Source organism: Allorhizobium sp. nf9_anc, assembly GCF_056323085.1.
The window spans coordinates 1,775,624-1,796,945 of record NZ_CM150481.1; the positions used below are offsets into that span (position 1 = coordinate 1,775,624).

Annotated in this window: 20 protein-coding genes; 9 read left to right on the forward strand and 11 right to left on the reverse strand. The window is 61.8% G+C overall.

All coding sequences use genetic code 11. The features are described 5' to 3' along the window. Nucleotides 1-79: 79 nt before the first annotated feature. From AC02Y0_RS08410 to AC02Y0_RS08430, 5 genes are read left to right on the forward strand one after another with little or no spacing between them, the layout of a single operon-like run. On the forward strand, nucleotides 80-1,969 hold the full coding sequence (locus AC02Y0_RS08410) for a peptidylprolyl isomerase (RefSeq protein WP_476383468.1): 1,890 nt from the start codon (nucleotides 80-82) through the stop codon (nucleotides 1,967-1,969). Nucleotides 1,970-1,995: 26 nt separating this feature from the next. Next, nucleotides 1,996-3,018 carry an anthranilate phosphoribosyltransferase gene (trpD, locus tag AC02Y0_RS08415; RefSeq protein ID WP_476383469.1) on the forward strand — a complete coding sequence of 341 codons (1,023 nt, stop codon included), beginning with the start codon at nucleotides 1,996-1,998 and terminating at the stop codon, nucleotides 3,016-3,018. Nucleotides 3,019-3,028: 10 nt separating this feature from the next. Further along, nucleotides 3,029-3,844 (forward strand): indole-3-glycerol phosphate synthase TrpC, encoded by an 816-nt coding sequence (gene trpC / locus AC02Y0_RS08420; protein WP_476383471.1) that lies wholly within the window; start codon nucleotides 3,029-3,031, stop codon nucleotides 3,842-3,844. Further along, complete coding sequence (gene moaC, locus AC02Y0_RS08425; protein ID WP_476383472.1) at nucleotides 3,841-4,338, forward strand: cyclic pyranopterin monophosphate synthase MoaC; 498 nt, start codon at nucleotides 3,841-3,843, stop codon at nucleotides 4,336-4,338. Before trpC ends, moaC begins: the two co-directional genes overlap by 4 nt. Continuing rightward, the gene (locus AC02Y0_RS08430) at nucleotides 4,338-5,552 is read left to right on the forward strand and encodes a molybdopterin molybdotransferase MoeA (protein ID WP_476383473.1); all 1,215 of its coding nucleotides are present in this window, start codon (nucleotides 4,338-4,340) and stop codon (nucleotides 5,550-5,552) included. The genes moaC and AC02Y0_RS08430 overlap by 1 nt, the downstream gene beginning before the upstream one ends. 89 nt (nucleotides 5,553-5,641) lie before the next feature. On the opposite strand, the gene AC02Y0_RS08435 is transcribed toward AC02Y0_RS08430, so the two are convergent. The 4 genes from AC02Y0_RS08435 to AC02Y0_RS08450 all read right to left on the reverse strand — a co-directional run bounded on the left by AC02Y0_RS08435 (nucleotide 5,642) and on the right by AC02Y0_RS08450 (nucleotide 9,725). Beyond that, nucleotides 5,642-7,279, reverse strand: coding sequence for a CTP synthase (locus AC02Y0_RS08435; protein ID WP_280951005.1), 1,638 nt, complete (start codon nucleotides 7,277-7,279; stop codon nucleotides 5,642-5,644). Nucleotides 7,280-7,413: 134 nt separating this feature from the next. Then, nucleotides 7,414-7,824, reverse strand: coding sequence for a preprotein translocase subunit SecG (gene secG, locus AC02Y0_RS08440; protein WP_476383475.1), 411 nt, complete (start codon nucleotides 7,822-7,824; stop codon nucleotides 7,414-7,416). Nucleotides 7,825-7,932: 108 nt separating this feature from the next. After that, nucleotides 7,933-8,703, reverse strand: coding sequence for a triose-phosphate isomerase (tpiA, locus tag AC02Y0_RS08445; protein WP_476383476.1), 771 nt, complete (start codon nucleotides 8,701-8,703; stop codon nucleotides 7,933-7,935). Nucleotides 8,704-8,849: 146 nt separating this feature from the next. Continuing rightward, on the reverse strand, nucleotides 8,850-9,725 hold the full coding sequence (locus AC02Y0_RS08450) for an alpha/beta fold hydrolase (RefSeq protein WP_476383994.1): 876 nt from the start codon (nucleotides 9,723-9,725) through the stop codon (nucleotides 8,850-8,852). A gap of 223 nt (nucleotides 9,726-9,948) precedes the next feature. On the opposite strand from AC02Y0_RS08450, the gene parE reads away from it, so the two are divergent. The 3 genes from parE to AC02Y0_RS08465 all read left to right on the forward strand — a co-directional run bounded on the left by parE (nucleotide 9,949) and on the right by AC02Y0_RS08465 (nucleotide 13,852). Then, entirely contained in the window at nucleotides 9,949-12,003 is a 2,055-nt protein-coding gene (gene parE, locus AC02Y0_RS08455; RefSeq protein WP_476383477.1) for a DNA topoisomerase IV subunit B, read from the forward strand. 58 nt (nucleotides 12,004-12,061) lie between these two features. Beyond that, nucleotides 12,062-13,300, forward strand: coding sequence for an AI-2E family transporter (locus AC02Y0_RS08460; protein ID WP_476383478.1), 1,239 nt, complete (start codon nucleotides 12,062-12,064; stop codon nucleotides 13,298-13,300). 132 nt (nucleotides 13,301-13,432) lie between these two features. Beyond that, the gene (locus AC02Y0_RS08465) at nucleotides 13,433-13,852 is read left to right on the forward strand and encodes a hypothetical protein (protein WP_476383479.1); all 420 of its coding nucleotides are present in this window, start codon (nucleotides 13,433-13,435) and stop codon (nucleotides 13,850-13,852) included. Nucleotides 13,853-13,857: 5 nt separating this feature from the next. On the opposite strand, the gene AC02Y0_RS08470 is transcribed toward AC02Y0_RS08465, so the two are convergent. The 3 genes from AC02Y0_RS08470 to AC02Y0_RS08480 all read right to left on the reverse strand — a co-directional run bounded on the left by AC02Y0_RS08470 (nucleotide 13,858) and on the right by AC02Y0_RS08480 (nucleotide 16,338). Further along, complete coding sequence (locus AC02Y0_RS08470; protein ID WP_476383995.1) at nucleotides 13,858-14,997, reverse strand: DUF2336 domain-containing protein; 1,140 nt, start codon at nucleotides 14,995-14,997, stop codon at nucleotides 13,858-13,860. Between the two features lie 148 nt (nucleotides 14,998-15,145). Then, nucleotides 15,146-15,754, reverse strand: a complete 609-nt coding sequence (locus AC02Y0_RS08475) for a flavin reductase family protein (protein ID WP_476383480.1) — start codon at nucleotides 15,752-15,754, stop codon at nucleotides 15,146-15,148. Further along, the gene (locus tag AC02Y0_RS08480; RefSeq protein WP_476383481.1) at nucleotides 15,754-16,338 is read right to left on the reverse strand and encodes a nitroreductase family protein; all 585 of its coding nucleotides are present in this window, start codon (nucleotides 16,336-16,338) and stop codon (nucleotides 15,754-15,756) included. Before AC02Y0_RS08480 ends, AC02Y0_RS08475 begins: the two co-directional genes overlap by 1 nt. Before the next feature lie 110 nt (nucleotides 16,339-16,448). On the opposite strand from AC02Y0_RS08480, the gene AC02Y0_RS08485 reads away from it, so the two are divergent. Then, nucleotides 16,449-17,402, forward strand: coding sequence for a hypothetical protein (locus AC02Y0_RS08485; protein WP_476383482.1), 954 nt, complete (start codon nucleotides 16,449-16,451; stop codon nucleotides 17,400-17,402). 4 nt (nucleotides 17,403-17,406) lie between these two features. Here AC02Y0_RS08485 and AC02Y0_RS08490 read toward each other — a convergent pair whose 3' ends face one another. From AC02Y0_RS08490 to yidD, 4 genes are all read right to left on the reverse strand, one after another. After that, on the reverse strand, nucleotides 17,407-18,246 hold the full coding sequence (locus AC02Y0_RS08490; protein WP_102020007.1) for a lysophospholipid acyltransferase family protein: 840 nt from the start codon (nucleotides 18,244-18,246) through the stop codon (nucleotides 17,407-17,409). 97 nt (nucleotides 18,247-18,343) lie between these two features. Then, the gene (gene thrS / locus AC02Y0_RS08495; RefSeq protein ID WP_476383483.1) at nucleotides 18,344-20,341 is read right to left on the reverse strand and encodes a threonine--tRNA ligase; all 1,998 of its coding nucleotides are present in this window, start codon (nucleotides 20,339-20,341) and stop codon (nucleotides 18,344-18,346) included. A gap of 115 nt (nucleotides 20,342-20,456) precedes the next feature. Next, nucleotides 20,457-20,885: a DUF2267 domain-containing protein gene (locus AC02Y0_RS08500; protein ID WP_476383484.1), complete on the reverse strand. Its 429-nt coding sequence runs from the start codon at nucleotides 20,883-20,885 to the stop codon at nucleotides 20,457-20,459. Between the two features lie 66 nt (nucleotides 20,886-20,951). Further along, nucleotides 20,952-21,320: a membrane protein insertion efficiency factor YidD gene (gene yidD, locus AC02Y0_RS08505; RefSeq protein WP_476383485.1), complete on the reverse strand. Its 369-nt coding sequence runs from the start codon at nucleotides 21,318-21,320 to the stop codon at nucleotides 20,952-20,954. Between the last annotated feature and the right edge of the window lie 2 nt (nucleotides 21,321-21,322).

Sequence of the window (21,322 nt, forward strand, 5' to 3'; positions counted from 1 at the left end):
ATTTCCCGAAAGGTTTGTTCTAAGGAAGTCAACCTGCTTCGTCCCGGACGAAGGTTTACAATGAGGTTCATGCGTCCCGATGCTCGTCATTCTGCGAAAAGCTTCCCAAACCATCTTTGCCAAGATCTTGCTTCTGTTGCTCGTCGTTTCCTTCGGCGTGTGGGGCGTTTCGGCATCCCTGTTCAGCAACACGTCGGACACCGTTGTTGCCGTGGGTGATCAGACTGTGTCGTCCAGTGACTTTGCTTTCGCCTATCAGCGGCAGGTCTCGGACATGAGCAGCCGGTTTGGAATGCAGCTCACCACCGAGCAGGCCCGTGCCTTCGGCATCGAGTCCCAGGTGTTTTCGCAGCTTGCAGCGGGTGCTGCGCTCGACCAGCTCGCCTCGGACATGAATCTCGGTCTTTCACAGGATCGCCTTGCCCAGCTGATCGCCGATGATCCGGCGTTCAAGAATGCAGCCGGAAGCTTCGACCGGGCGCTGTTCTCGTCGCGTCTTCGCAATGCGGGCCTCAGAGAAGACGACTACATCCAGGAGCGCTCGCGTGTCGCAATCCGCAGCCAGATCGTCGACGCCACCGCAGACGGCTTCGTTGCGCCGAAGGTGCTTGTCGATGCGCTGAAGGCCTATCGCTACGAAAACCGCGACATCAACTACCTGCTGCTGACCAACGCCAATATCGAACCGGTCAAGGCGCCTGACGATGCAACGCTTGCTGCCTGGTTCGAGACGACCAAGTCGGGCTACCGCGCGCCGGAATATCGCAGCTTCAACTATGTAAAGCTGGAGCCGGCCGACATCGCCGACACGGCGTCGATCACGGACGAGCAGATCCGCGAAGACTATGAGCGCCGCAAGGCGACCTACGAGATCGCCGGCACCCGCACGATCGAACAGCTTTCCTTCGAGAACCGTGAAATGGCCGAGGCCGCCCTGCAGGAACTGCAGAACGGCACCAGCTTCGACCAGTTGGTCACTGACCAGGGCAAGACCGCCGGCGACGTGTTGCTCGGCGACTTCACCCGTGACCGTCTTCCCGATCCTGCTCTCGCCGACGCGGCCTTTGCCGTAACGGCCGAAGGCGGCACCACGGCCGTTGTCGACGGAGCGCTCGGTCCGGTCATCCTGCGCATTACCAATATCAAGGAAGGTCGCACCCAGAGCCTCGACGAGGTCCGGGAAGAAATCCGCGCGGCACTCGCCGAATCTGCCGCGATCGCCGACATCACGACGGTGCATGACCAGTTCGAAGACCTGCGCGCCGGTGGCTCGACGCTCAAGGAAGCGGCAGAGCAGCTGAAGCTCCAGTCCTCGTCCGTCACCGATATCGATCGCCGTGGTCTGGACAACCGCGAGACGGAAGTTGCCGGCATTCCGGAACGTGACAAGCTGCTGACCGAAGTGTTCCGCACCGATGTCGGCGTCGAGGCACTGCCGGTAAACCTCGGCAGCAACGGCTTCATCTGGTTCGAAGTCACCGATATCAAGGCCGAGCGTGATCGCGAGCTTTCCGAAGTGCGCGAAAAGGCCGTGACCGACTGGACGGCGGAGCAGCAGCGCATTGCGCTCGGCGCCAAGGCCGAGAGCCTGCGCAAGCGCATCGCTGACGGAGGCAAGCTGGAAGAGATTGCCACCGAACTTGGGCTTGTGGTTGAAAGCAAGGCCGGCATCACCCGCCGCAGCGATGATGCCGTTCTCGGCACGACCGCAATCACTTCCGCTTTCTCCGGCCCGCAGGGCACGGTAGCGACGGCCTCGGGTGCAGACCCGTCCACGCAGATCCTCCTGACGGTCACTGCCGTTCGCGATCAGCCGACCGGCGGCGTGCCGCTCAACGAAGACGAGCAGATCGCACAGGTCGCCAATGCGGCCGGTGACGACATCCTCGATCAGATGGTCGGCCAGCTGCAGTCGGAATATGGCGTGACGATCAATCAGGCGCTGGCCCAGCAGGCCATCGTCCGGTAAGCGCCAGCCAGCGGGGGAGCTGCAGAATGTCCGGGTTGAAACCCTTCATCGCCAAGATCGCCACGCGCCAGCCGCTCACGCGGCAGGAGGCGAGCGACGCCTTCGAGATCCTAATGTCGGGCGAAGCCAGCATGGCGCAGGTCGGCGGCTTCCTCTTGGCTTTGCGCGTGCGCGGCGAGACCGTCGACGAGATCGCGGGCGCGGTTTCGATCATGCGGCAGAAGATGGTGCCGGTGGATGCGCCTGCCGATGCGATCGACATCGTCGGAACCGGCGGCGACGGCACCAATACCTATAACATCTCGACGCTCGCCGCGATCATCGTGGCGGGTGCCGGCGTCCCCGTCGCCAAACACGGCAATCGCGCGCTGAGCTCGAAGTCCGGCACCGCCGATGCGCTCTCCCAACTCGGCGTGAAGCTCGATATCGAGCCGGACCTCATCGGCCGTTGCATCCGCGAGGCCGGGATCGGCTTCATGTTTGCGCAGCTGCATCATCCTGCGATGCGCCATGTCGGCCCTGCCCGCGTCGAGCTGGGTGCCCGCACGATCTTCAACATCGTCGGACCCCTGTCGAGCCCTGCCCGGGTCAAAAAGCAGCTCTTTGGCGTCTACTCGCCCGAGTGGCTGGTGCCGGGAGCGGAAGCCCTGCGAGACCTCGGCCTGACCAGCGCCTGGGTTGTTCATGGCAGCGGCTTGGACGAGATTACGACGACCGGTCCGTCTCTGGTTGCGGCACTGAAGGACGGCGAAATCACCACCTTCGAGCTCACGCCTGCTGATTTCGGCGTCGAAACAGTCACCCTCGACGCCATCAGAGGCGGTGACGGTGCGGTGAATGCGGCAGCGCTGCGTGATGTGCTCGGCGGCGCCAAGACGCCTTATCGCGACGTGGCGCTCTGCAACGCAGCCGCCTCGCTGATCGTCGCCGGAAAGGCGAAGGATGTGACCGAGGGCATGCATCTCGCCAGCCAGTCGCTGGACGGTGGCGGCGCTGCACGAGCGCTCGAAACGCTGATTGCCATTTCCAATTCCGCCACTCAGGGCTAAGCTTGCGACCATGACCGATATCCTGAAGCGTATAGAGACCTACAAGCGGGAAGAAATCGCGGCAGCGAAAGCCGCAGTGTCGCTTTCGGAGCTCAAGGACCGGATTGCCGGTGAGGAAGCGCCACGCGGTTTCCACCGCGCGCTGGTGCGCGCCCGCGACGAGGGCCGTTTCGGCCTGATCGCCGAGATCAAGAAGGCCAGCCCTTCGAAGGGACTTATCCGTCCGGATTTTGATCCGCCGTCGCTCGCGGCTGCTTACGAAGCCGGGGGCGCTGCCTGCCTCTCCGTGCTGACCGACATGCCGAGCTTCCAGGGCGCACCGGAATTCCTGACGGCGTCCCGCAAGGCCTGCGCCCTGCCGGCACTGCGCAAGGACTTCATGTTCGATGCCTATCAGGTCTACGAGGCCCGCGCCTGGGGTGGCGACTGCGTCCTGCTGATCATGGCATCGCTGTCGGACGGCGAAGCGGCTGAACTTGAAGCTGTCGCCTTCGAACTCGGAATGGATGTGCTCGTCGAAGTGCATGATGCCGAGGAGATGGAACGGGCGTTGAAGCTTAGGTCACCGCTGGTCGGGATCAATAACCGCAATCTGCGCACCTTCGAGGTCAGCCTCACCGTCAGCGAAGAACTCGCTTCCATGGTACCGGCCGATCGGCTGCTGGTCGGTGAAAGCGGCATCTTCACCTACGAAGATTGTCAGCGGCTGGAGCAATCCGGCATATCGACCTTCCTCGTCGGCGAGAGCCTGATGCGCAAGGACGACGTCGCCTCTGCCACCCGCACACTTCTGACCGGCAAGACCGGCGCCCTGGCGGCCGAATGACTGCCGGGTCCGGCGGACTGACTCATATCGGCGCCTCCGGCGAGGCGCATATGGTGGACGTCTCGGCCAAGGATGACACGGTCCGCCTTGCGGTTGCCGAAGGCTTTGTGCGGATGAACCTCGCGACACTTGCGACTGTTATCGCCGGAAATGCCAAGAAGGGCGACGTGATCGGCACGGCTCGGATCGCCGGCATCATGGCAGCCAAGCAGACCAGCAACCTCATTCCGCTTTGCCATCCGCTGATGCTGTCGAAGGTCATCGTGGACATCACGGAGGATGCCGATCTCCCGGGTCTTCGGGTCGAAGCGACCGTGAAGTTGACCGGCAAGACCGGTGTCGAGATGGAAGCGCTGGCGGCCGTTTCCGTGACTTGCCTGACGATCTACGACATGGCGAAAGCCGTCGACAAGACGATGGAGATTGGCGGTATCCGCGTGATGGAAAAGAGTGGCGGCAAGTCGGGCGATTTCCGCCATCCGGAGCGCGGCTGATGTCGCTGCTGCCGGTCGAGGACGCACTGGCGCGGCTTCTGGCTGCTGCCCGCCCGATCAGCGACACAGAAGAGATATCCCTTCATGAGGCCAACGGTCGCGTGCTTGCGGCCGATCTCAACGCGCGCCTCACCCAGCCGCCCTTCAATGCGTCGGCCATGGACGGCTATGCGCTGCGGGCTGAGGATGCGGACAAGATCGGATCGGTACTCACCGTCATCGGCGAATCGGCAGCCGGGCATGGATTTTCGGGGACGGTCAGCACAGGTCAGGCTGTGCGCATTTTCACCGGAGCGCCCGTGCCCGATGGCGCTGACAGCATCCTCCTGCAGGAAGATGCAGAGAAACTCGATGACGGGCGCATCCGCACCCAGTTCGTCGCCACCCATGGCCGGCACATTCGCCCGAGAGGCCAGGATTTTGCCGAGGGCGATGTCGCACTTTCCGCCGGGCTCAGCCTCGACTTTACCCATCTAACGCTGGCCGCGGCCATGAACCACGCGACAGTGCCCGTTCATCGCCGCCCCAGGATCGCGATCCTGGCCACCGGTGATGAACTGGTGTCTCCGGGAGGCAAACCCGGCCCCAGCCAGATCATCGGCTCGAATACCTTCGGGATCGCGGCACTTTCCCGGGACAATGGCGCTGACGTGATCGATCTCGGCATCGTGCCTGACAATCGCGAGCTTTTGCGAGAAGCGGTGGAGCGGGCGCGCGTCCTCGGCGTAGACGTGCTCGTCACCCTTGGTGGCGCCTCCGTTGGCGACCATGACCTGGTCCAGTCGACGCTTGTCGCGGCTGGCATGGAGCTCGATTTCTGGCGGATCGCGATGCGTCCGGGCAAACCCCTCATGGTCGGCCGCCTGGGCGGCATGCAAGTGCTGGGTCTTCCGGGCAATCCGGTGTCTAGCCTGGTCTGCGGGCTTCTGTTCCTCGAACCGCTTCTTTGTCACCTCGGACATCGAAAGACGCCACGACGCATGGCCACGGCGAGGCTGCGCGCCGCCCTGCCCACCAATGACAAACGTCAGGACTATGTTCGTGCGCGGCTTATTGAAACGAGCGATGACATGCCTGCGGTCGAAAGCTTCGGCAGGCAGGACTCCTCGATGATGCGGATCTTTTCGCAGTCGGACTGCCTGATCGTGCGTCCGCCCAATGCACCGGCAGTCGAAGCGGGTGACACCGTGCCACTCCTATTGCTGCGTCCATAACGACGAGTCCGACCTACTCCGAGCAATATCCCAGAATCAGAAGACCCGGCACATGGCCGGGTCTCTGTAGGTCTGTCTGCAGTTCGTCCTCAGACGAGGCGGCTCTGTTCCAGCGCCGCACCGATGAAGCTCGCAAAGAGCGGATGCGGGTCGAGAGGGCGCGACTTCAGCTCCGGATGGTACTGCACGCCGATGAACCACGGATGATCGGGATACTCGACCGTTTCCGGCAGAAGGCCGTCCGGCGACATGCCGGAGAAGACGAGACCACAGGATTCCAGGCGATCCTTGTAGTCGACGTTGACTTCGTAGCGATGGCGGTGGCGTTCGGAGATGTCCGCCGAGCCGTAGATCTCGGAGATCTTGGTGCCCTTCTTCAGCGAGGCCTTGTAGGCGCCGAGACGCATGGTGCCGCCGAGATCGCCGACAGCCGAACGCTTCTCGAGCTCGTTGCCCTTCATCCACTCCGTCATCAGGCCAACGACCGGTTCTTCGGTCTTGCCGAATTCAGTCGACGAGGCGTTCTCGATGCCGGCGAGGTTGCGTGCGGCTTCAACGACCGCCATCTGCATGCCGAAGCAGATACCGAAATACGGCACCTTGCGCTCGCGGGCGAACTGGGCGGCCAGGATCTTGCCTTCCGAACCACGCTCGCCGAAGCCGCCGGGCACGAGGATGCCGTTGACCTTTTCCAGCCACGGCGACGGATCTTCCTTTTCGAAGATCTCGGACTCGATCCACTCCAGCTTGACCTTGACCCGGTTGGCGATGCCGCCGTGGTACAGGGCTTCGATCAGAGACTTGTAGGCATCCTTCAGACCGGTGTACTTGCCGACGATCGCGATCGTGACTTCGCCTTCCGGGGTGCGGATGCGATTGCAGACCTCTTCCCAGGCATCTAGGCGCGGCTTCGGAGCCGGCTCGATACCGAAGGCGGCCAGTACCTCGTTGTCGAGGCCTTCCTTGTGGTAGGCCATCGGGACGTCGTAGATGTTGGCGACGTCGAGAGCCTGGATCACGGCGCTTTCACGCACGTTGCAGAACAGCGAGAGCTTGCGGCGCTCGGCCTGCGGGATCTCGCGATCGGCACGGACCAGCAGGATGTCGGGATGAATACCGAGCGCCTGCAGTTCCTTGACGGAATGCTGGGTCGGCTTGGTCTTCAATTCGCCGGCTGCCGGGATATAGGGCATCAGGGTCAGGTGCACGTAGACGGCAGTTCCGCGCGGCAGGTCGTTGCCGAGCTGACGGATCGCTTCCATGAAGGGCATGGCTTCGATGTCACCGACAGTGCCGCCGATCTCGCAGATGACGAAATCGTAGTCGTCATTGCCCTCGATGACGAAATCCTTGATCTCGTTGGTGACGTGCGGAATGACCTGAACGGTCGCGCCGAGATAGTCGCCGCGGCGTTCCTTGTCGATGATGTTCTTGTAGATGCGACCGGTGGTGATGTTGTCGGTCTTGGTGGCCGAACGCCCGGTAAAACGCTCATAGTGGCCGAGGTCGAGGTCGGTTTCGGCACCGTCATCGGTGACGAAGACTTCGCCGTGCTGAGTCGGGCTCATGGTGCCCGGGTCAACGTTGAGATAGGGGTCCAGCTTGCGCAGACGCACGCGGTAACCCCGTGCCTGCAACAATGCTCCGAGTGCCGCGGCCGCAATTCCTTTACCGAGAGAGGAAACCACGCCGCCAGTGATGAATACATATCGCGCCATGGGCTTCACCGGATACCGTTTCAGATTCGATTCCGCCAGCCCCAATCGGGCTTGTCCCACATTTTTCGTGTGGAGTGGCGGAATTCAGACAAAAGAAAACCGGCGGACCCTTGAGCCCGCCGGAGTGATGGATGTCGTTCCGATCAGTTGTTCGGAACGGCGTTGGGGTCTGCTGCCGGGGCCGGCGTTGCCGGAGCCGCAGGCGTTGTTGCTGCAGGCGCCGTCGTCGACGGCTGGGCCGGAGCTGCGCCCGGAAGCTGGTCGAGAACGCTGCCGCCGCCCTGGGTCGTGCCGTTGCCGGCCGGGATGCGATCCAGAATGTCGGTCGGGCGGGATTCGTAACGGGCAAGGATGCCAAGCGCCAGCGAGATGACGAAGAAGAGCGTCGCCAGGATCGCGGTCGTGCGGGTCAGGGCATTGGCCGTGCCACGCGCAGACATGAAGCCCGATCCGCCGCCGATGCCCAGACCGCCGCCTTCCGACCGCTGGATGAGAACGACGCCGATCAGTGCGACGACGACCATGAGGTAAATTACGAGCAATACGGTCTGCATGGAATGTCCATCCTGCCCAACAGGGGCAAAATCAATGAGGTTGGCGGCTCTTTACATGAGAGGAACGGGCAATGAAACCCCCTCTCCCGCATTTCAGGGCTTTGCCCTTCAGGCGGTGAGTTCCTCGTAGACCCGGTATATGGCGAGGAAATCCGCAGCCTTCAAGCTCGCGCCACCGATCAGGGCACCGTCGACGTTCTCGACGGCCATGAGTTCCCGGGCGTTGGAGGGCTTGACCGATCCGCCATAGAGAATGCGCATCTTCTTGCCTTCGGCGCCAAAGCGCTTGACGAGTTCGGACCGCAGGAATGCATGGGCTTCAGCAACATCCGCCGTGGTCGGGGTCAAGCCGGTACCAATCGCCCAGACGGGTTCATAGGCAATGACCGTGCGCTCGGACTTCGCACCATCCGGAACGGAGCCGGCAAGCTGACGCTTGAGAATGTCGAGGGTCTGGCCAGACTTGCGCTCGTCCGCGGTCTCACCGATGCAGATGACGGCGGTCAAGTCCGCGGCATAGGCAGCTTCTGCCTTGGCACGCACCAGATGGTCGGTTTCGGCATGATCGGTGCGGCGTTCGGAATGGCCGACGATCACATGCGTGCCAAAGCAGTCGGCGATCATCTCGGCAGAGAGGTCGCCGGTGTGGGCGCCCGAAGCGTTCTGATGGCAATCCTGGGCACCGATTTCGAGAGCGCTGTCGGTGCAAAGCGCGGTTGCGACATAGAGGAGGGTCGCCGGCGGGCAGATCAGACTATCCACCTTTTCCGCGAGCGGTCCCTGGACACCTTCAGCGATGGCCTTGATCTGATCGAGCGAAGCTCGTGTGCCGTTCATTTTCCAATTGCCCGCAACGAGCGGACGAACTTCCGGTGTCATGTCGCCTAAACCCCTATTTCGCTTCTGCGAAGTAGCAAATCTGAGCCCGGAAGGAAAGATTGCGGAGCGTGATTGGCTCGTTAATCGGGCGACATGGTGAAAATCTGGCCGGATGGAGCCTCTAAAGACAGCAAAGCAGGAAGCCCCTAGCGGATCAGCCAGTTGAGCATGGCCCGCCAGTCGGACATCCGCACCGGCGTTCCATGCGAGCCGGTTTCGAACAGGGTGAACCGGGCGGGCTGCCCCGCGGCTCTGAGCTTCTGATAGATGGCCAGCTGATCGTTGGCCGCATAGACGCTGTCGCGGCTGCCATGGGTGAACCAGAGCGGAAGCCTGGCCTTGGCGGCAGCACTTTTCGGCAAGGCGGGATCCGGCGCTCCGCCGAGGATCGCCATTCCCGACAGTTTCGCGACCGCCTGCGCGTCGCGCGAGATGCCCCAGCAGATAAAGCTCCCCATGGACGCGCAGGCGAGGACGACGGGCTTTCCGCCGGATTGCGCTGAAGCATGGCCAATCAGAGCGGCGATATCTGCGACGCCCTTTTCATCGAAGCTGCTGACCGAGGGGGCGTAGTAGGTGCCGCCATTTTCGGCTGCCAGGTTCTTCAGGCGATTGAAATTGCCGCCGAAGCTGATGTCGTTCAACCCGAGGCGACGGTCACCGCCACGACCGTGGATGAAAATAACCGTGAAGGCCTGCGCCTGATCGAGACCAACCCTGCCGACATCAAGCGGTCCGGTGGATAGTGGCAGCGTCTGGTTTTCCTGGACGCGGCGCACCTTGAGGGAGACATAACGATCCCTCACCCGCCGCTCGGGAATGCTGTCGCGGCCATTGATGTCGCGCATCTCGTCATAGTCGACGATCGTGAAGTCACCGCCATCCCCGGTTTCAAGCACGTTCTGCGCCGAAAACAGGTCGTCCTTGAAGGGACCTACCGCCTGCGCATGGGCACTGGCCAGAAACAGAAACGGAAAGAGAACGCAGGAAATCGCCGCAGTGCGGAAATGAGCTGTGGACATCTGCATGGAAGATGGGTTTCCTCTCGGCTCACGCTTGCCTTCGCGAAATGCGCCACGCAAAGCTGGCCCGAATTCAACATGCGCCGGCTCTATGGCCCTTCGCGCCTGCCCTGCCTTTCTGGCACAATCCGACCGATTCGCAGATGCGACTGGCCTGGTGCGGCGGCTTTCTGAAGGTGCCGCAGACCCGGCATCAAACAGCAACAGAGTATCGAACGACGCCATGGACGACAACGATCTCTTTTCCGGCATGCCGCTCGCCCAGAAGGTCGAGGCGGAAACCGTGACAGCGCCGCCCCCTGCCCCCGCACCTGTTGCGCGGCCGGCTGCCCCTGCTTCGACTGCGGGTGCCGAGGAATACGGCGCGTCCTCCATCCGGGTTCTCGAAGGCCTCGAACCGGTGCGCATGCGTCCCGGCATGTATATCGGCGGCACGGACGAGAAGGCGCTGCATCATCTGTTTGCCGAAGTCATCGACAACTCGATGGACGAAGCGGTGGCCGGCCACGCCAACTTCATCGATGTGCATCTCGATACACAAGGCTTCCTGACGGTCACCGACAATGGTCGCGGCATCCCGGTAGAACTGCATCCGCAGGTGCCGGGCAAGTCGACGCTCGAAGTGATCATGACCAAGCTGCATGCCGGCGGTAAGTTCGACGGCAAGGCCTATGAGACCTCGGGCGGTCTGCACGGCGTCGGCGTTTCCGTCGTCAACGCGCTCTCCGATCTCCTCGAAGTCGAAGTTGCCCGCAATCGCAAGCTCTATCGCCAGACCTTTTCGCGCGGCGTGCCGCAGGGCGGGCTCGAAGAACTGGGCGAAGTGCACAACCGCCGTGGAACGCGCGTGCGCTTCCATCCTGATCCGCAGATCTTTGGCGACCATGCAAAGTTCGATCCGGGCCGGATCTTCCGTATGGCGCGGTCCAAGGCCTATCTTTTCGGCGGCGTCGAGATCCGCTGGTCCTGCGATCCGGGCATGGTCCCGGAAGGCGGCGACATCCCCGAAAAGGCCGTCTTCCACTTCCCCGGTGGCCTCAAGGACTATCTCGCCGCCACGCTCGGCAAGGAATTTACGGTCACCCGCGAGATCTTTGCCGGCAAGACCGAGAAGACCGGCGGACATGGCGCGATGGAATGGGCTGTCACCTGGTATGGTGGCGATCCGGCTCTGCATTCCTATTGCAACACCATCCCGACGCCTGAAGGCGGCACGCATGAAGCCGGTTTGCGCATTGCGCTCACCAAGGGCCTGAAGAACTATGCCGAACTGACGCAGAACAAGCGCGCCAAGGAAATCACCACCGACGATGTGATGATTTCTGCTGTCGGCATGCTGTCGGTTTTCATCCGTGAGCCTGAGTTCGTCGGACAGACCAAGGACAAGCTCGCGACCGTCGAGGCCCAGCGCCTTGTCGAAAACGTGCTGCGCGATCCCTTCGACCATTACCTCGCCGACAATCCCAACGAAGCGGCTAAGCTGCTCGACTGGGTGATCGAGCGTGCAGAAGAGCGGCTGCGTCGCCGCAAGGAAAAGGAAGTCAACCGCAAGACTGCCGTTAGAAAACTTCGCCTGCCGGGCAAGCTGGCCGACTGCTCGCAGAACACCGCCGAAGGCGCGGAACTGTTCATCGTCGAAGGTGACTCGGCCGGTGGCTCGGCGAAGCAGGCGCGCAACCGCTCCAACCAGGCGATCCTGCCGCTGCGCGGCAAGATCCTGAACGTCGGTTCGGCCAGCCGCGAAAAGCTGATGGCCAACCAGCAGATCGCCGATCTCATCCAGGCGCTCGGCTGCGGTACACGGACGAAATATCGCGACGAGGATCTGCGCTATGAACGCGTCATCGTCATGACCGATGCCGACGTCGACGGTGCCCATATCGCATCACTGCTGATCACCTTCTTCTACCAGGAAATGCCGGAACTGATCCGCGGCAACCATCTCTATCTCGCCGTGCCGCCGCTCTATGTCATCCGCCAGGGTGCAAAGACCGTCTATGCCCGCGACGACGCCCACCGCGCCGAACTGATGGAGACGGTGTTCAAGGGCAAGAAGGTCGAGATCGGACGCTTCAAAGGCCTCGGCGAAATGATGCCGGCGCAGCTCAAGGAAACGACCATGGATCCGGCAAAGCGCACGCTTCTGCGGGTCGGCATCGATGATGTCGACTTCGAAGGCACGCGCGATGCGGTGGATGCCCTGATGGGCACCAAGCCCGAGGCGCGTTTCCGCTTCATTCAGGAGCGTGCGGCCTTCGCGGAGAACCTCGACATCTGAGCGTCGGGCGTCAGACGCCCGCCGCCGCCCGCTTGTTTCCCGATCCAGAATGCTCCATATGCAGGGCAGTTTTAACGGGACACTTCAGATTGTGAGCCAGGCTGATATTCAGACCCCGTCGAAAGGGCCGCGTTGGCTCGGTCAGGCAACGGCGAACCGCATAGCATTGATCACTCCGATCTCGGTGGCGCGCTGGCTGCTGGTACTGATCGGTATCGCGGCCATCTACTTTTTCCACGGCTTTCTGGTGCCGGTGCTGGCATCACTGGTGATCGCCTTTGCCAGCTGGCCGCTTTACCGGCGACTGCTTGACCGGATCGGCGGAAATACGACGCTCGGCGCGACACTCGCCCTCTTGTTCATCCTGACCTTCCTGATCGTGCCGATCGGCGTTGCAATCTCCTATGCCGTCGAGGAAATCCGCCAATGGATTACCTGGGCCGTCGAGGCGAACAACACGGGTGCACCGCCTCCGGCGTGGATCTCGGCACTGCCGCGTGTGGGCGAGTGGTTGGCGGCGAAGTGGACTGAACATATCGGCCAGCCTGGCGCGATCGGAGAACTCATCCAGATCGTTAGCGGCGCCAATATCGGCAATATCTACCGCGCCGTCATTGCGGCAGGCGATGGGATCTTCCATCTGCTGCTGACGCTGCTCTTCATGCTGATCGCGCTGTTCTTCGTCTATCGCGACGGGGCGAATTTTGCCGGCCAGCTAGACCTACTCGGCGAGCGCATTCTGCCGAACCGCTGGGAGCGGATCTCACGCGTGGTGCCGGCGACTATCAGCTCCACCGTCACCGGTATGACCCTGATTGCCATCGGCGAAGGCATCATTCTCGGGATTGCCTATTGGCTGGCGGGCGTTCCCTCGCCTGTCACGCTCGGCGTCATCACCGGCGTCATGGCGCTCATTCCGGGCGGTGCGCCCCTGTCCTTCACGCTGGTCTCCATCTACCTCGTCGCGAGTGGCGCGATGATCGAAGGCGTGGCTCTGTTCATCTGGGGTTCGGTCGAGCTCTTCATCGTCGACAAGACGGTGCGGCCACGGCTCGTTGGCGGTCCGATCAAGCTGCCGTTCCTGCCGACCTTTTTCGGCCTCGTCGGTGGCGTGAAGACCATGGGCTTCCTCGGCCTGTTCATTGGCCCGGTGCTGATGGCACTGCTCGTGTCGATCTGGCGCGAATGGATCCGTGAAGTCGAACTTGCCGATGATGTCGTGCCGGACGAAGCGCAAGGCGAGCTGGATTTCGTCGCGGAGCCCGCTGTTGAAAACCGGATGGTTTCCACAGGCTAGCGCCTCATCGGCAATTGTCAGCCTCAAGAAAGCGCTGCGCTTACTCTTCAAGAGCGCAGCCGGTGACGCCATGCTTTGGCTCCAATCCTCTGTTTCGTCTAGCGCACCAAACATCCTGCCGGGAGCCCCGCGATGAAGACTGCTCTGATCATGATGACGATCCTTGGCTGCGACGACAGTGTCAGCCAGTGCGAATTCGTCGAGACGCCGTCAGAGCGGTTCGTGTCCATCGAACTCTGCAATGCGGCATCTGAAGAGGTCCTGGGGCGCTATACCAACATTGGCTATCCGACGGCTGTAGCCGTCTGCCAAATGCCGCCACCGGAAATTACGGAAGCTCTTGCAGCACAGGCCCCGTTGCAGCCGGGTGATAGCGCTGCCTCTCCGGCTGTCCAACCGACCGAAGAGCAAGAGAAGACGCTGAAGGACCGGGCGATCGATGCCGTGCGCGAGGTTCTGCCCGGCAAGGCGGCGATCAAGATGATCTTCGAAAAGCCGATCCACGTCGTGTCTGAGAGCTATTCCTGGGTGGCGAAAAAGATCACGCCTTGATCTGATCAGGCCGCAGCCAGCGCAAAGCCGCTGGCATAGTCCCGCGCCAATCTCCGCTCCTCGGCAATCGCGATCCGCTCGATCATGTCGATGAGGACGCGGGCCGAATCGCTGAGGTCACGGGCGTCTCGATAGCGAGCGACGAGCCGGTGGGCGATATGGTCGAGATCGAAACCGTCTGCCGACTGGATGAGCGTGCGCCAGAGCATCACGGCCTCCACGAAAAGCGGGCTGACATCCCGGGTAAGACCCGAGGACTCCAGCAGAGCGCGCACCGCATGAAAGCGGCCAGTCGCGAGAATGGAACGCACCCGCCGTTCATCCAGACCGGAGATCGCAACGATCGCCGACGAGAAGAAGTCGGTGCGGCCGGCGCAGAGCGCATGCATCAGGAAGGCGGGGGTCAGGCGGCCTGCGCCGCGAAGCTGGTCTGTGAGGCGGGACAGTTCTTCACCATGGACGTCCGCCAGAAGCGCAATCGTTGCGCAGTCTCCGGCTTCCCGGGCAATGCGCTCAATCCGCCGGGTGCCTATGGCGCCGATCACCAGGCCGGAACCCGCAAGCGCATCGGCGACGAACTGCACCAGGAGTTGGCGAACGCCGCTTGTCAGATCGTCACGCTCAAGTAGGAGAGCCCGGATGCGCTCGCTATGGCCGTGGCGCTCTGCAATGCGGCGCAGCGTGAAGGCAGTGAGGCGTGCACGGGGATTTTCAAGCAGGACTTCGAGCTCTGCGGCATCTCCGATCTCGGCCAGCGCTGCGGCGACGCCGATACTGACGTCGTTGCGGGCAGCGATCAGCGCGCGGGTCTCGACGGTGCCGCGGCCTGCGATATCCACGAGATCGGCATCGGAGAGGACCGGCGAATGGAGAATGACCGAAGAGGCGATCTCCGGCTGGTCTTCAGCAAGCGACACCATCAGGGCGCGCGGCGCCCTCGCCTCTTGCGCAAGAACGTCTGCCAGTGCGAGGCGCACCTGCGGGGCAGGATCATCGAGAAGATAGGTCATGGCCATCTGGGCTGCATGACGTTCTTCCGGGGCCATGTCCGACTTCAGGTAAGCCCGAGCCAGAGCATTCGCCGCACGAGCCCGCTCCTGCGATTTCGCCGTCTCGACCCATTTGAGAAAAGCTGCAACGATCAAAGTCGAACCCACTCGCCACCTGTGCACACCCGAAACATTCGGTATCTCGGACACTAGGTTCAAAGTGTTTAAGAAACGTTCACCACGTTCGTTAACGCCTTCCGGAAACCCCTTATTTCTACGGGTTCGAGAAGAGGTACGGCACGCGCTAGATTCGCTGGCCGGGACGTTTCAGCTCGAAGACAGGGCCCATACCGGCATAATCCATGTAGCCCAGCCTCATGATCGGATCTGCGAAGGCAAGATCGAATCGCCCGTTACGGATCACGCCATCAGCGATATGGATACCCACCACCTGACCGAAGACGGCATGGCTGTCGGTCTCGTTGCCATCCATGTCTGGCAGGGTCAGGACCTTGGTCACCCGGCATTCGAGTGCGGCAACGGCTTCTCCGACATAGGGCGCGTCGATGAGCCGGCCCGGCGCTGCGGTCAGACCGGCGAGCGCGAACTCGTCCGTCTCATAGGGTACGGCCGCCGAGGAGACGTTCATCTGATCGATAAGCGTGCGGCTAACAAAGCTCGCGGTGAAGACCCGTGTCTCCTCGACATTGCGCAGACTGTCCTTGCGACCGCTCGACGAAAACATCACCAATTTCGGGCGATCACCGACGGCGTTAAAGAAGGAATAGGGCGACAGATTATGGCCGCCATCCCTACCCTTCGTGCCGATCCAGCCGATGGGCCGAGGTGCCACGATCGCCTTGAAGGGATCGTGCGCCATGCCATGCGCATTCGATTCGGTATCGTAGAACATCAATCTTCACCACCCTGCCAGGAGACGACTTCCTCCAGGGCCGGACGCGGACGCTCTACGATCGGGAATTCCGTCGAGCCGATATGGATGAAGCCTGCAACCTTCTCGCCGGGCTTGACGCCGAGGAGCGGATAGGCGCGTTCGTCGAAGGCAAACCATTCGGAGAGCCAGTTGGACACGTAGCCATGGGCATTGGCGGCCATCAGCAGATTGAGGCACACGGCGCCGGCCGACATGACCTGTTCCCATTCCGGGATCTTCGCATGTGGGGCGGCCGTCGAGATGACGCCGACGACCACGGGCGCGCGGGTGAACCGGGTGCGCTCAACCTTGATCATCTCCTCGGAAAGCGCCGGGTTTTTCTCCAGCGCCATTGCCAGAAGCTCCGCGCCAATGCGCGCGCGCTCCTCGCCACGATAGACGATGAAGCGCCAGGGAGCGATCTTGCCGTGATCGGGAACGCGCACCGCGAGCGACAGAATCGACTCGATCTCACTCTTCTCCGGACCGGGTTCGCACATCTGAAATGCGGGCACGGAACGACGAACTGCGAGATAATCGAGCAGTTTGATATCTTTTTTCATTTTCTTGATGCCTTCATAGTCCTTGGGCGCGTCGGCAGGTCTTGAAATTGCCATGCGGTTCGGTTTGAAGTTGCCGGCATTGGGAAGGAAGTCAACACACAGTGCATCGCATGTCCCACCAACCTGTTGTCATCCGGCTGCTGCTCGGGCTCCTCGTGGCCTCTGCCGCGACCGCGCCGGCTTTTGCACAGGACGCCTTCGAAACCTTCAAGCAGCTCAACGGCTCCACCAAGATGCCGAAGCTGAAGGCTTTCTCGGCGCCGGGCATCGGCGCGATTGCCAATGTGACCCAAGGGCGCAGCGTAAAGCTCGACGCCAAGCTGACGAATGAGGGCGAGCCCATGCAGCATGGTCTGTCCTGGCGTGTCTTCAGCCCCATTCCCGGCGCCGATGGCAAGCTGCCATTGCTGGCCAGCGCCGAAGGTGGTTCAGCGGCCTTTCAGCTTGCTCCCGGCGACTATTTCGTCAACGTGTCCTTCGGTCGAGCAGGCGCCACCAAGAAACTGAGCGTGCCCGTCGAAGGCGATATTGCCGACCAGGTTCTGGTGCTGGATGCCGGCGGTATGTCGCTCAATGCGATCTCGGGCACGGATACACACATTCCTGACAAACAGCTCAGCTTCGACATCTACTCGTCGGAAGTTCGCGAGGATGGCGAGCGCGGTCTCGTGCTTTCCGACGTCAAGCCAAACACCATCGTGCGCCTGAATGCCGGGACCTATCATGTCGTCTCGGAATATGGCGCGATCAATGCCGTGGTGCGGGCCGATATCACCGTTGAGGCAGGCGAACTGACCGAGGCTACGATACAACACCGCGCGTCTCAGGTCGGACTGAAACTCGTGTCCGAAGAGGGCGGCGAAGCGATTGCCGATACTGCGTGGTCGGTGCTCACTTCTGGCGGCGATATTGTCGCGGAAAGTGTCAGCGCTTTCCCGGTGATGGTTCTTGCCGAAGGCCAGTATACGGCCGTGGCGCGCAACAAGGACCAAATTTTCCAGAGGGACTTCGAGGTGAAGGCCGGCACCAACATGGATGTCGAACTGATGCTCGACCAGTCCTGACGGTTCAGGCTGCCCGACGGAACTTCCGGCGCTCTACCGGCGCCATGCTGAACACTGCACCGAAGAGACGCGCAAGCAGATCCTTGCGGTCGGCATGGGTGCTCAGCTCTTCCCAGGGAATCATCACACCAACACGTGCCCGGATGGTCGAGCCGGACAGGCGACGGAACTCACGGATCAGCAGCGAGACACGAAGCGTCAGCGAGATCTTGCTCGCGAGATGAAAGAGACGGCCGTTCTGTCCTTCGAAGAAGACAGGCACGACATTGGCCTTCGCGGCCTGAATGAGCTTGGCGGGGAACATCTTCCAGGGAAGATCTTCTGCACGGCCAAAACCCTTCTTCGCTGTCGCCACGCCACCTGCCGGGAAAATCACGACGGTGACACCCTCCTTCAACAGCCGAAGCGCCTCGTGGCGGGTCTGCATGTTGAGCGCGAGCGCTTCCTTGGTCTCCTCGAAGGAGACCGGCAAGGAGTAAGGCGCCATTTCCGGCACCTTCAGAAGTTCGTTGTTGATGAGGACCCGGAACGGTCGGCCGAGCTGCTCGGCGAGCGCCAATACTGCAATGCCGTCGCCGATGCCGAACGGGTGGTTGGCGACGATGACGATCGGACCGTCCGGGATGTTTTCCGGCGGCCATGTGCCCTCGACCTTCAGATCTACGTGAATAAGGTCCAGCATCTTGCCGAAGACCCGGTCGGTCTTGCCGACGATGTCGTTGCGCCAGATCTCGTAGAGCCTGGTGAAACGATCACGACCAGATAGCCCCTCGATCGAGCGGATGAACCACCGCTTCAGCTTGGGGTCGCGTTCGTTGGCATAGGACAGTTCTTTGAATTTCACGCTGGAGCTCCAGGTGGACGGAAGATCATCGTTCCGTCATATGCCAATTCGATGACAGGCGTCTGACAGGGCGGTGACGCCCTGCCAGCCTTTTTGCTCAGACCTTGCGGTTCGCCAGCTTGCGCTTGACGTCAGGCGGGGTTGCTTCGCCTGCCAGTACCGCCACGGCTTCAACGAGCGGCATGGACACCTGCTCCTGCGAACCCAGGCGACGGATGTTGACGGTCTTTTCTTCCGCTTCACGCTTGCCGCAGACGATGATCACCGGAACCTTGGTCACGGAATGCTCACGGACCTTGTAGTTGATCTTCTCGTTGCGGAAGTCCGTCTCGACCTGAAGGCCGGCGTCACGCAGCTGTTCGGCGACTTCGCGACCATAGTCATCGGCATCGGACGTGATCGTTGCCACGACGACCTGCAGCGGTGCGAACCAGAGCGGCATATGGCCGGCAAAGTTCTCGATCAGGATGCCGAGGAAGCGCTCCATGGAACCGCAGATGGCGCGATGGATCATGACCGGCTGCTTCTTCTCCGACTTGTCGTCGATGTAGAAGGCGCCGAAGCGTTCCGGCAGGTTGAAGTCGACCTGGGTCGTGCCGCACTGCCATTCACGGCCAATGGCATCGCGCAGGGTGTATTCGAACTTCGGACCGTAGAAGGCACCCTCGCCCGGCAGAATGCCGGTCTTGATGCGACCGCCGGACTGTTCCTCGATCTGCTTCAAGACCTCCATCATCACGCTTTCGGCGCGATCCCAGAGATCGTCTGAACCCACGCGCTTTTCCGGACGGGTGGAGAGCTTGACGACGATTTCACCGAAGCCGAAGTCCTCGTAGACCGACAGGATCAGGTCGTTGATGCGCAGGCATTCCGCCGCCATCTGCTCTTCCGTGCAGAAGACGTGCGCGTCGTCCTGGGTGAAGCCGCGGACGCGCATCAGGCCGTGCAGCGCGCCGGAGGCTTCGTAGCGGTGAACATTGCCGAACTCGGCGAGGCGGACCGGCAGTTCGCGATAAGACTTCAGGCCGTGCTTGAAGATCTGCACGTGGCCCGGGCAGTTCATCGGCTTCAGCGCGAAGACCTTCTGGTCGGCTTCCTCATCGTCGGGGTGGGTGAAGGCATGGGCCGACTTCACGGCAAACATGTTCTCCTGGTACCAGCCCCAGTGGCCAGAGGTCTCCCACAGCGACTTGTCGAGCACCTGCGGCGCGTTGACTTCCTGGTAGGTGCCGTCGAGACGACGGCGCATGTAGGAGGTCAGCGTCTGGAACATGCGCCAGCCCTTGCCGTGCCAGAAGACGACGCCCGGACCCTCTTCCTGGAAATGGAAGAGATCCATTTCACGGCCAAGCTTGCGGTGATCGCGCTTTTCCGCTTCAGCCAGAATGTGCAGGTAGCGGTCCAGCTCTTCCTGTTCGGCAAAGGCGGTGCCGTAGATGCGGCTCAGCATGGCGTTGTTGCTGTCACCGCGCCAATAGGCACCGGCCACCTTCATCAGCTTGAAGGCCATGCCGATCTGACCGGTGGACGCCATATGCGGTCCACGGCAGAGGTCGAACCAATCGCCCTGATAGTAGATCTTCAGATCCTGGTCTGCCGGGATCGCGTCGACGAGCTCGACCTTGTACTTCTCACCCTTGGAGGCGAAGACTTCCTTGGCCTTGTCGCGCGACCAGACTTCCTTGGTGAAAGGCTTGTTTCGCTGGATGATCTCCTTCATGCGCTTTTCGATCTTCGGCAGATCGTCCGGCGTAAAGGGCTCGTCCTTGGCGAAGTCGTAATAGAAGCCGTTCTCGATCACTGGACCGATGGTCACCTGGGTGCCGGGCCAGAGTTCCTGCACGGCCTCGGCCATCACGTGTGCGGCGTCATGGCGAATGAGTTCGAGCGCACGCGGATCGGTGCGGGTGACGATCTCGATCTTGCCATCGACGATGGGGTCAGAGAGGTCGCGCACCGTGCCATCGAGCGCAATCGCGACGGCCTTCTTAGCGAGCGACTTGGAAATCGATTCAGCGACCTGCGCGCCAGTCGTGCCGGCAGCGTATTCGCGGATAGAACCATCGGGGAAAGTGAGAGATACGGAAGCGGACATGCTATGTCTCCTGATCCAGTCCCGCCAACGAATGCGGGTGGTGAAAGGGGCGGGTTGGATCCCGCGATTTACCGGCGCTCCTTAGGACGAAAGCGCTGCTGAGTAAAGGATCTTGCTATCCCTGCCCCATGAACCAGAAGTCCCGGGCCTCGGGCGGCAGGGTCTTAAGCACCCTCTCGAAAGCTGCGGGATCGACGTGGCGACGGATCACGGTGGTGACGTCTTCGATGGCAGTTTCAGTCGAGAGGTTGTGGTCGTGGCGCAGCGCACGAACTTCCTTCATCAGCTCATCGCGTGCGACGAAGGGCCTAGCAGGCGCGTCTACGTCCCAGTCGCTGACGAATATCGCGCGCAAGACCGGTGGCAGCATGTTCGCGAAGGCGATGGCCTGGCCGACGGAGAGGCGGTGGCGAAACACCTGAAGCACGGCCTGCAGCATGGTGTAGGCCTGATGCGAAGAGGTCAGCATCGATGTGGCGACCAGGTCCTTCATGAAGGCGTCGAAATCGGCTGAAGCCTGGCGATACTCAAGCGGCATTGGCATGCGTCGTCTCCGCAATGATTCGTGCAGCCGATCTTAGTGCGAGGCCTGGGATTGGTTGAACCCTGATCAGCTGAGCTTCTTGCGACCGAAGGTCCAGAGGCGCCAGGGCGCATACCAGGTGAAGCGCTGCTCCAAGGTCTCGGGAACCGGATCCGGTCCCCAGGTGCCGCCGGGCCCGCAGCGGACGACGCGAAACAGCGTCAGCCAGCCACCCGACCAGAGACCATGTCGCGCGACGGCCTCATAGCCGTATTCCGAGCAGGTCGGCATGTGACGGCAGGAGCTGCCGACGAGGCTGGACAAGGTGAGCTGGTAGAAGCGGATCAGCCCCATGCCAAGCAGGCGGCCCGGCGTCTTGCGAAAGGGGCCAGACCAATTCCGGCCGCGCGGACGAAGATCGTCCGGACCATGCCCGCAGTTGGGGCCATTGCACATGA

What these genes read in the sequence shown, in the direction of transcription:
- AC02Y0_RS08410 (WP_476383468.1), top strand. Translation starts at nt 80, where the DNA reads ATGCTCGTCATTCTGCGAAAAGCTTCCCAAACCATCTTTGCCAAGATC.
- trpD (WP_476383469.1), top strand. Translation starts at nt 1,996, where the DNA reads ATGTCCGGGTTGAAACCCTTCATCGCCAAGATCGCCACGCGCCAGCCG.
- trpC (WP_476383471.1), top strand. Translation starts at nt 3,029, where the DNA reads ATGACCGATATCCTGAAGCGTATAGAGACCTACAAGCGGGAAGAAATC.
- moaC (WP_476383472.1), top strand. Translation starts at nt 3,841, where the DNA reads ATGACTGCCGGGTCCGGCGGACTGACTCATATCGGCGCCTCCGGCGAG.
- AC02Y0_RS08430 (WP_476383473.1), top strand. Translation starts at nt 4,338, where the DNA reads ATGTCGCTGCTGCCGGTCGAGGACGCACTGGCGCGGCTTCTGGCTGCT.
- secG (WP_476383475.1), bottom strand. Translation starts at nt 7,824, where the DNA reads ATGCAGACCGTATTGCTCGTAATTTACCTCATGGTCGTCGTCGCACTG.
- tpiA (WP_476383476.1), bottom strand. Translation starts at nt 8,703, where the DNA reads ATGACACCGGAAGTTCGTCCGCTCGTTGCGGGCAATTGGAAAATGAAC.
- AC02Y0_RS08450 (WP_476383994.1), bottom strand. Translation starts at nt 9,725, where the DNA reads ATGTCCACAGCTCATTTCCGCACTGCGGCGATTTCCTGCGTTCTCTTT.
- parE (WP_476383477.1), top strand. Translation starts at nt 9,949, where the DNA reads ATGGACGACAACGATCTCTTTTCCGGCATGCCGCTCGCCCAGAAGGTC.
- AC02Y0_RS08460 (WP_476383478.1), top strand. Translation starts at nt 12,062, where the DNA reads ATGCAGGGCAGTTTTAACGGGACACTTCAGATTGTGAGCCAGGCTGAT.
- AC02Y0_RS08465 (WP_476383479.1), top strand. Translation starts at nt 13,433, where the DNA reads ATGAAGACTGCTCTGATCATGATGACGATCCTTGGCTGCGACGACAGT.
- AC02Y0_RS08475 (WP_476383480.1), bottom strand. Translation starts at nt 15,754, where the DNA reads ATGTTCTACGATACCGAATCGAATGCGCATGGCATGGCGCACGATCCC.
- AC02Y0_RS08480 (WP_476383481.1), bottom strand. Translation starts at nt 16,338, where the DNA reads ATGAAAAAAGATATCAAACTGCTCGATTATCTCGCAGTTCGTCGTTCC.
- AC02Y0_RS08485 (WP_476383482.1), top strand. Translation starts at nt 16,449, where the DNA reads ATGTCCCACCAACCTGTTGTCATCCGGCTGCTGCTCGGGCTCCTCGTG.
- thrS (WP_476383483.1), bottom strand. Translation starts at nt 20,341, where the DNA reads ATGTCCGCTTCCGTATCTCTCACTTTCCCCGATGGTTCTATCCGCGAA.
- AC02Y0_RS08500 (WP_476383484.1), bottom strand. Translation starts at nt 20,885, where the DNA reads ATGCCAATGCCGCTTGAGTATCGCCAGGCTTCAGCCGATTTCGACGCC.
- yidD (WP_476383485.1), bottom strand. Translation starts at nt 21,320, where the DNA reads ATGTGCAATGGCCCCAACTGCGGGCATGGTCCGGACGATCTTCGTCCG.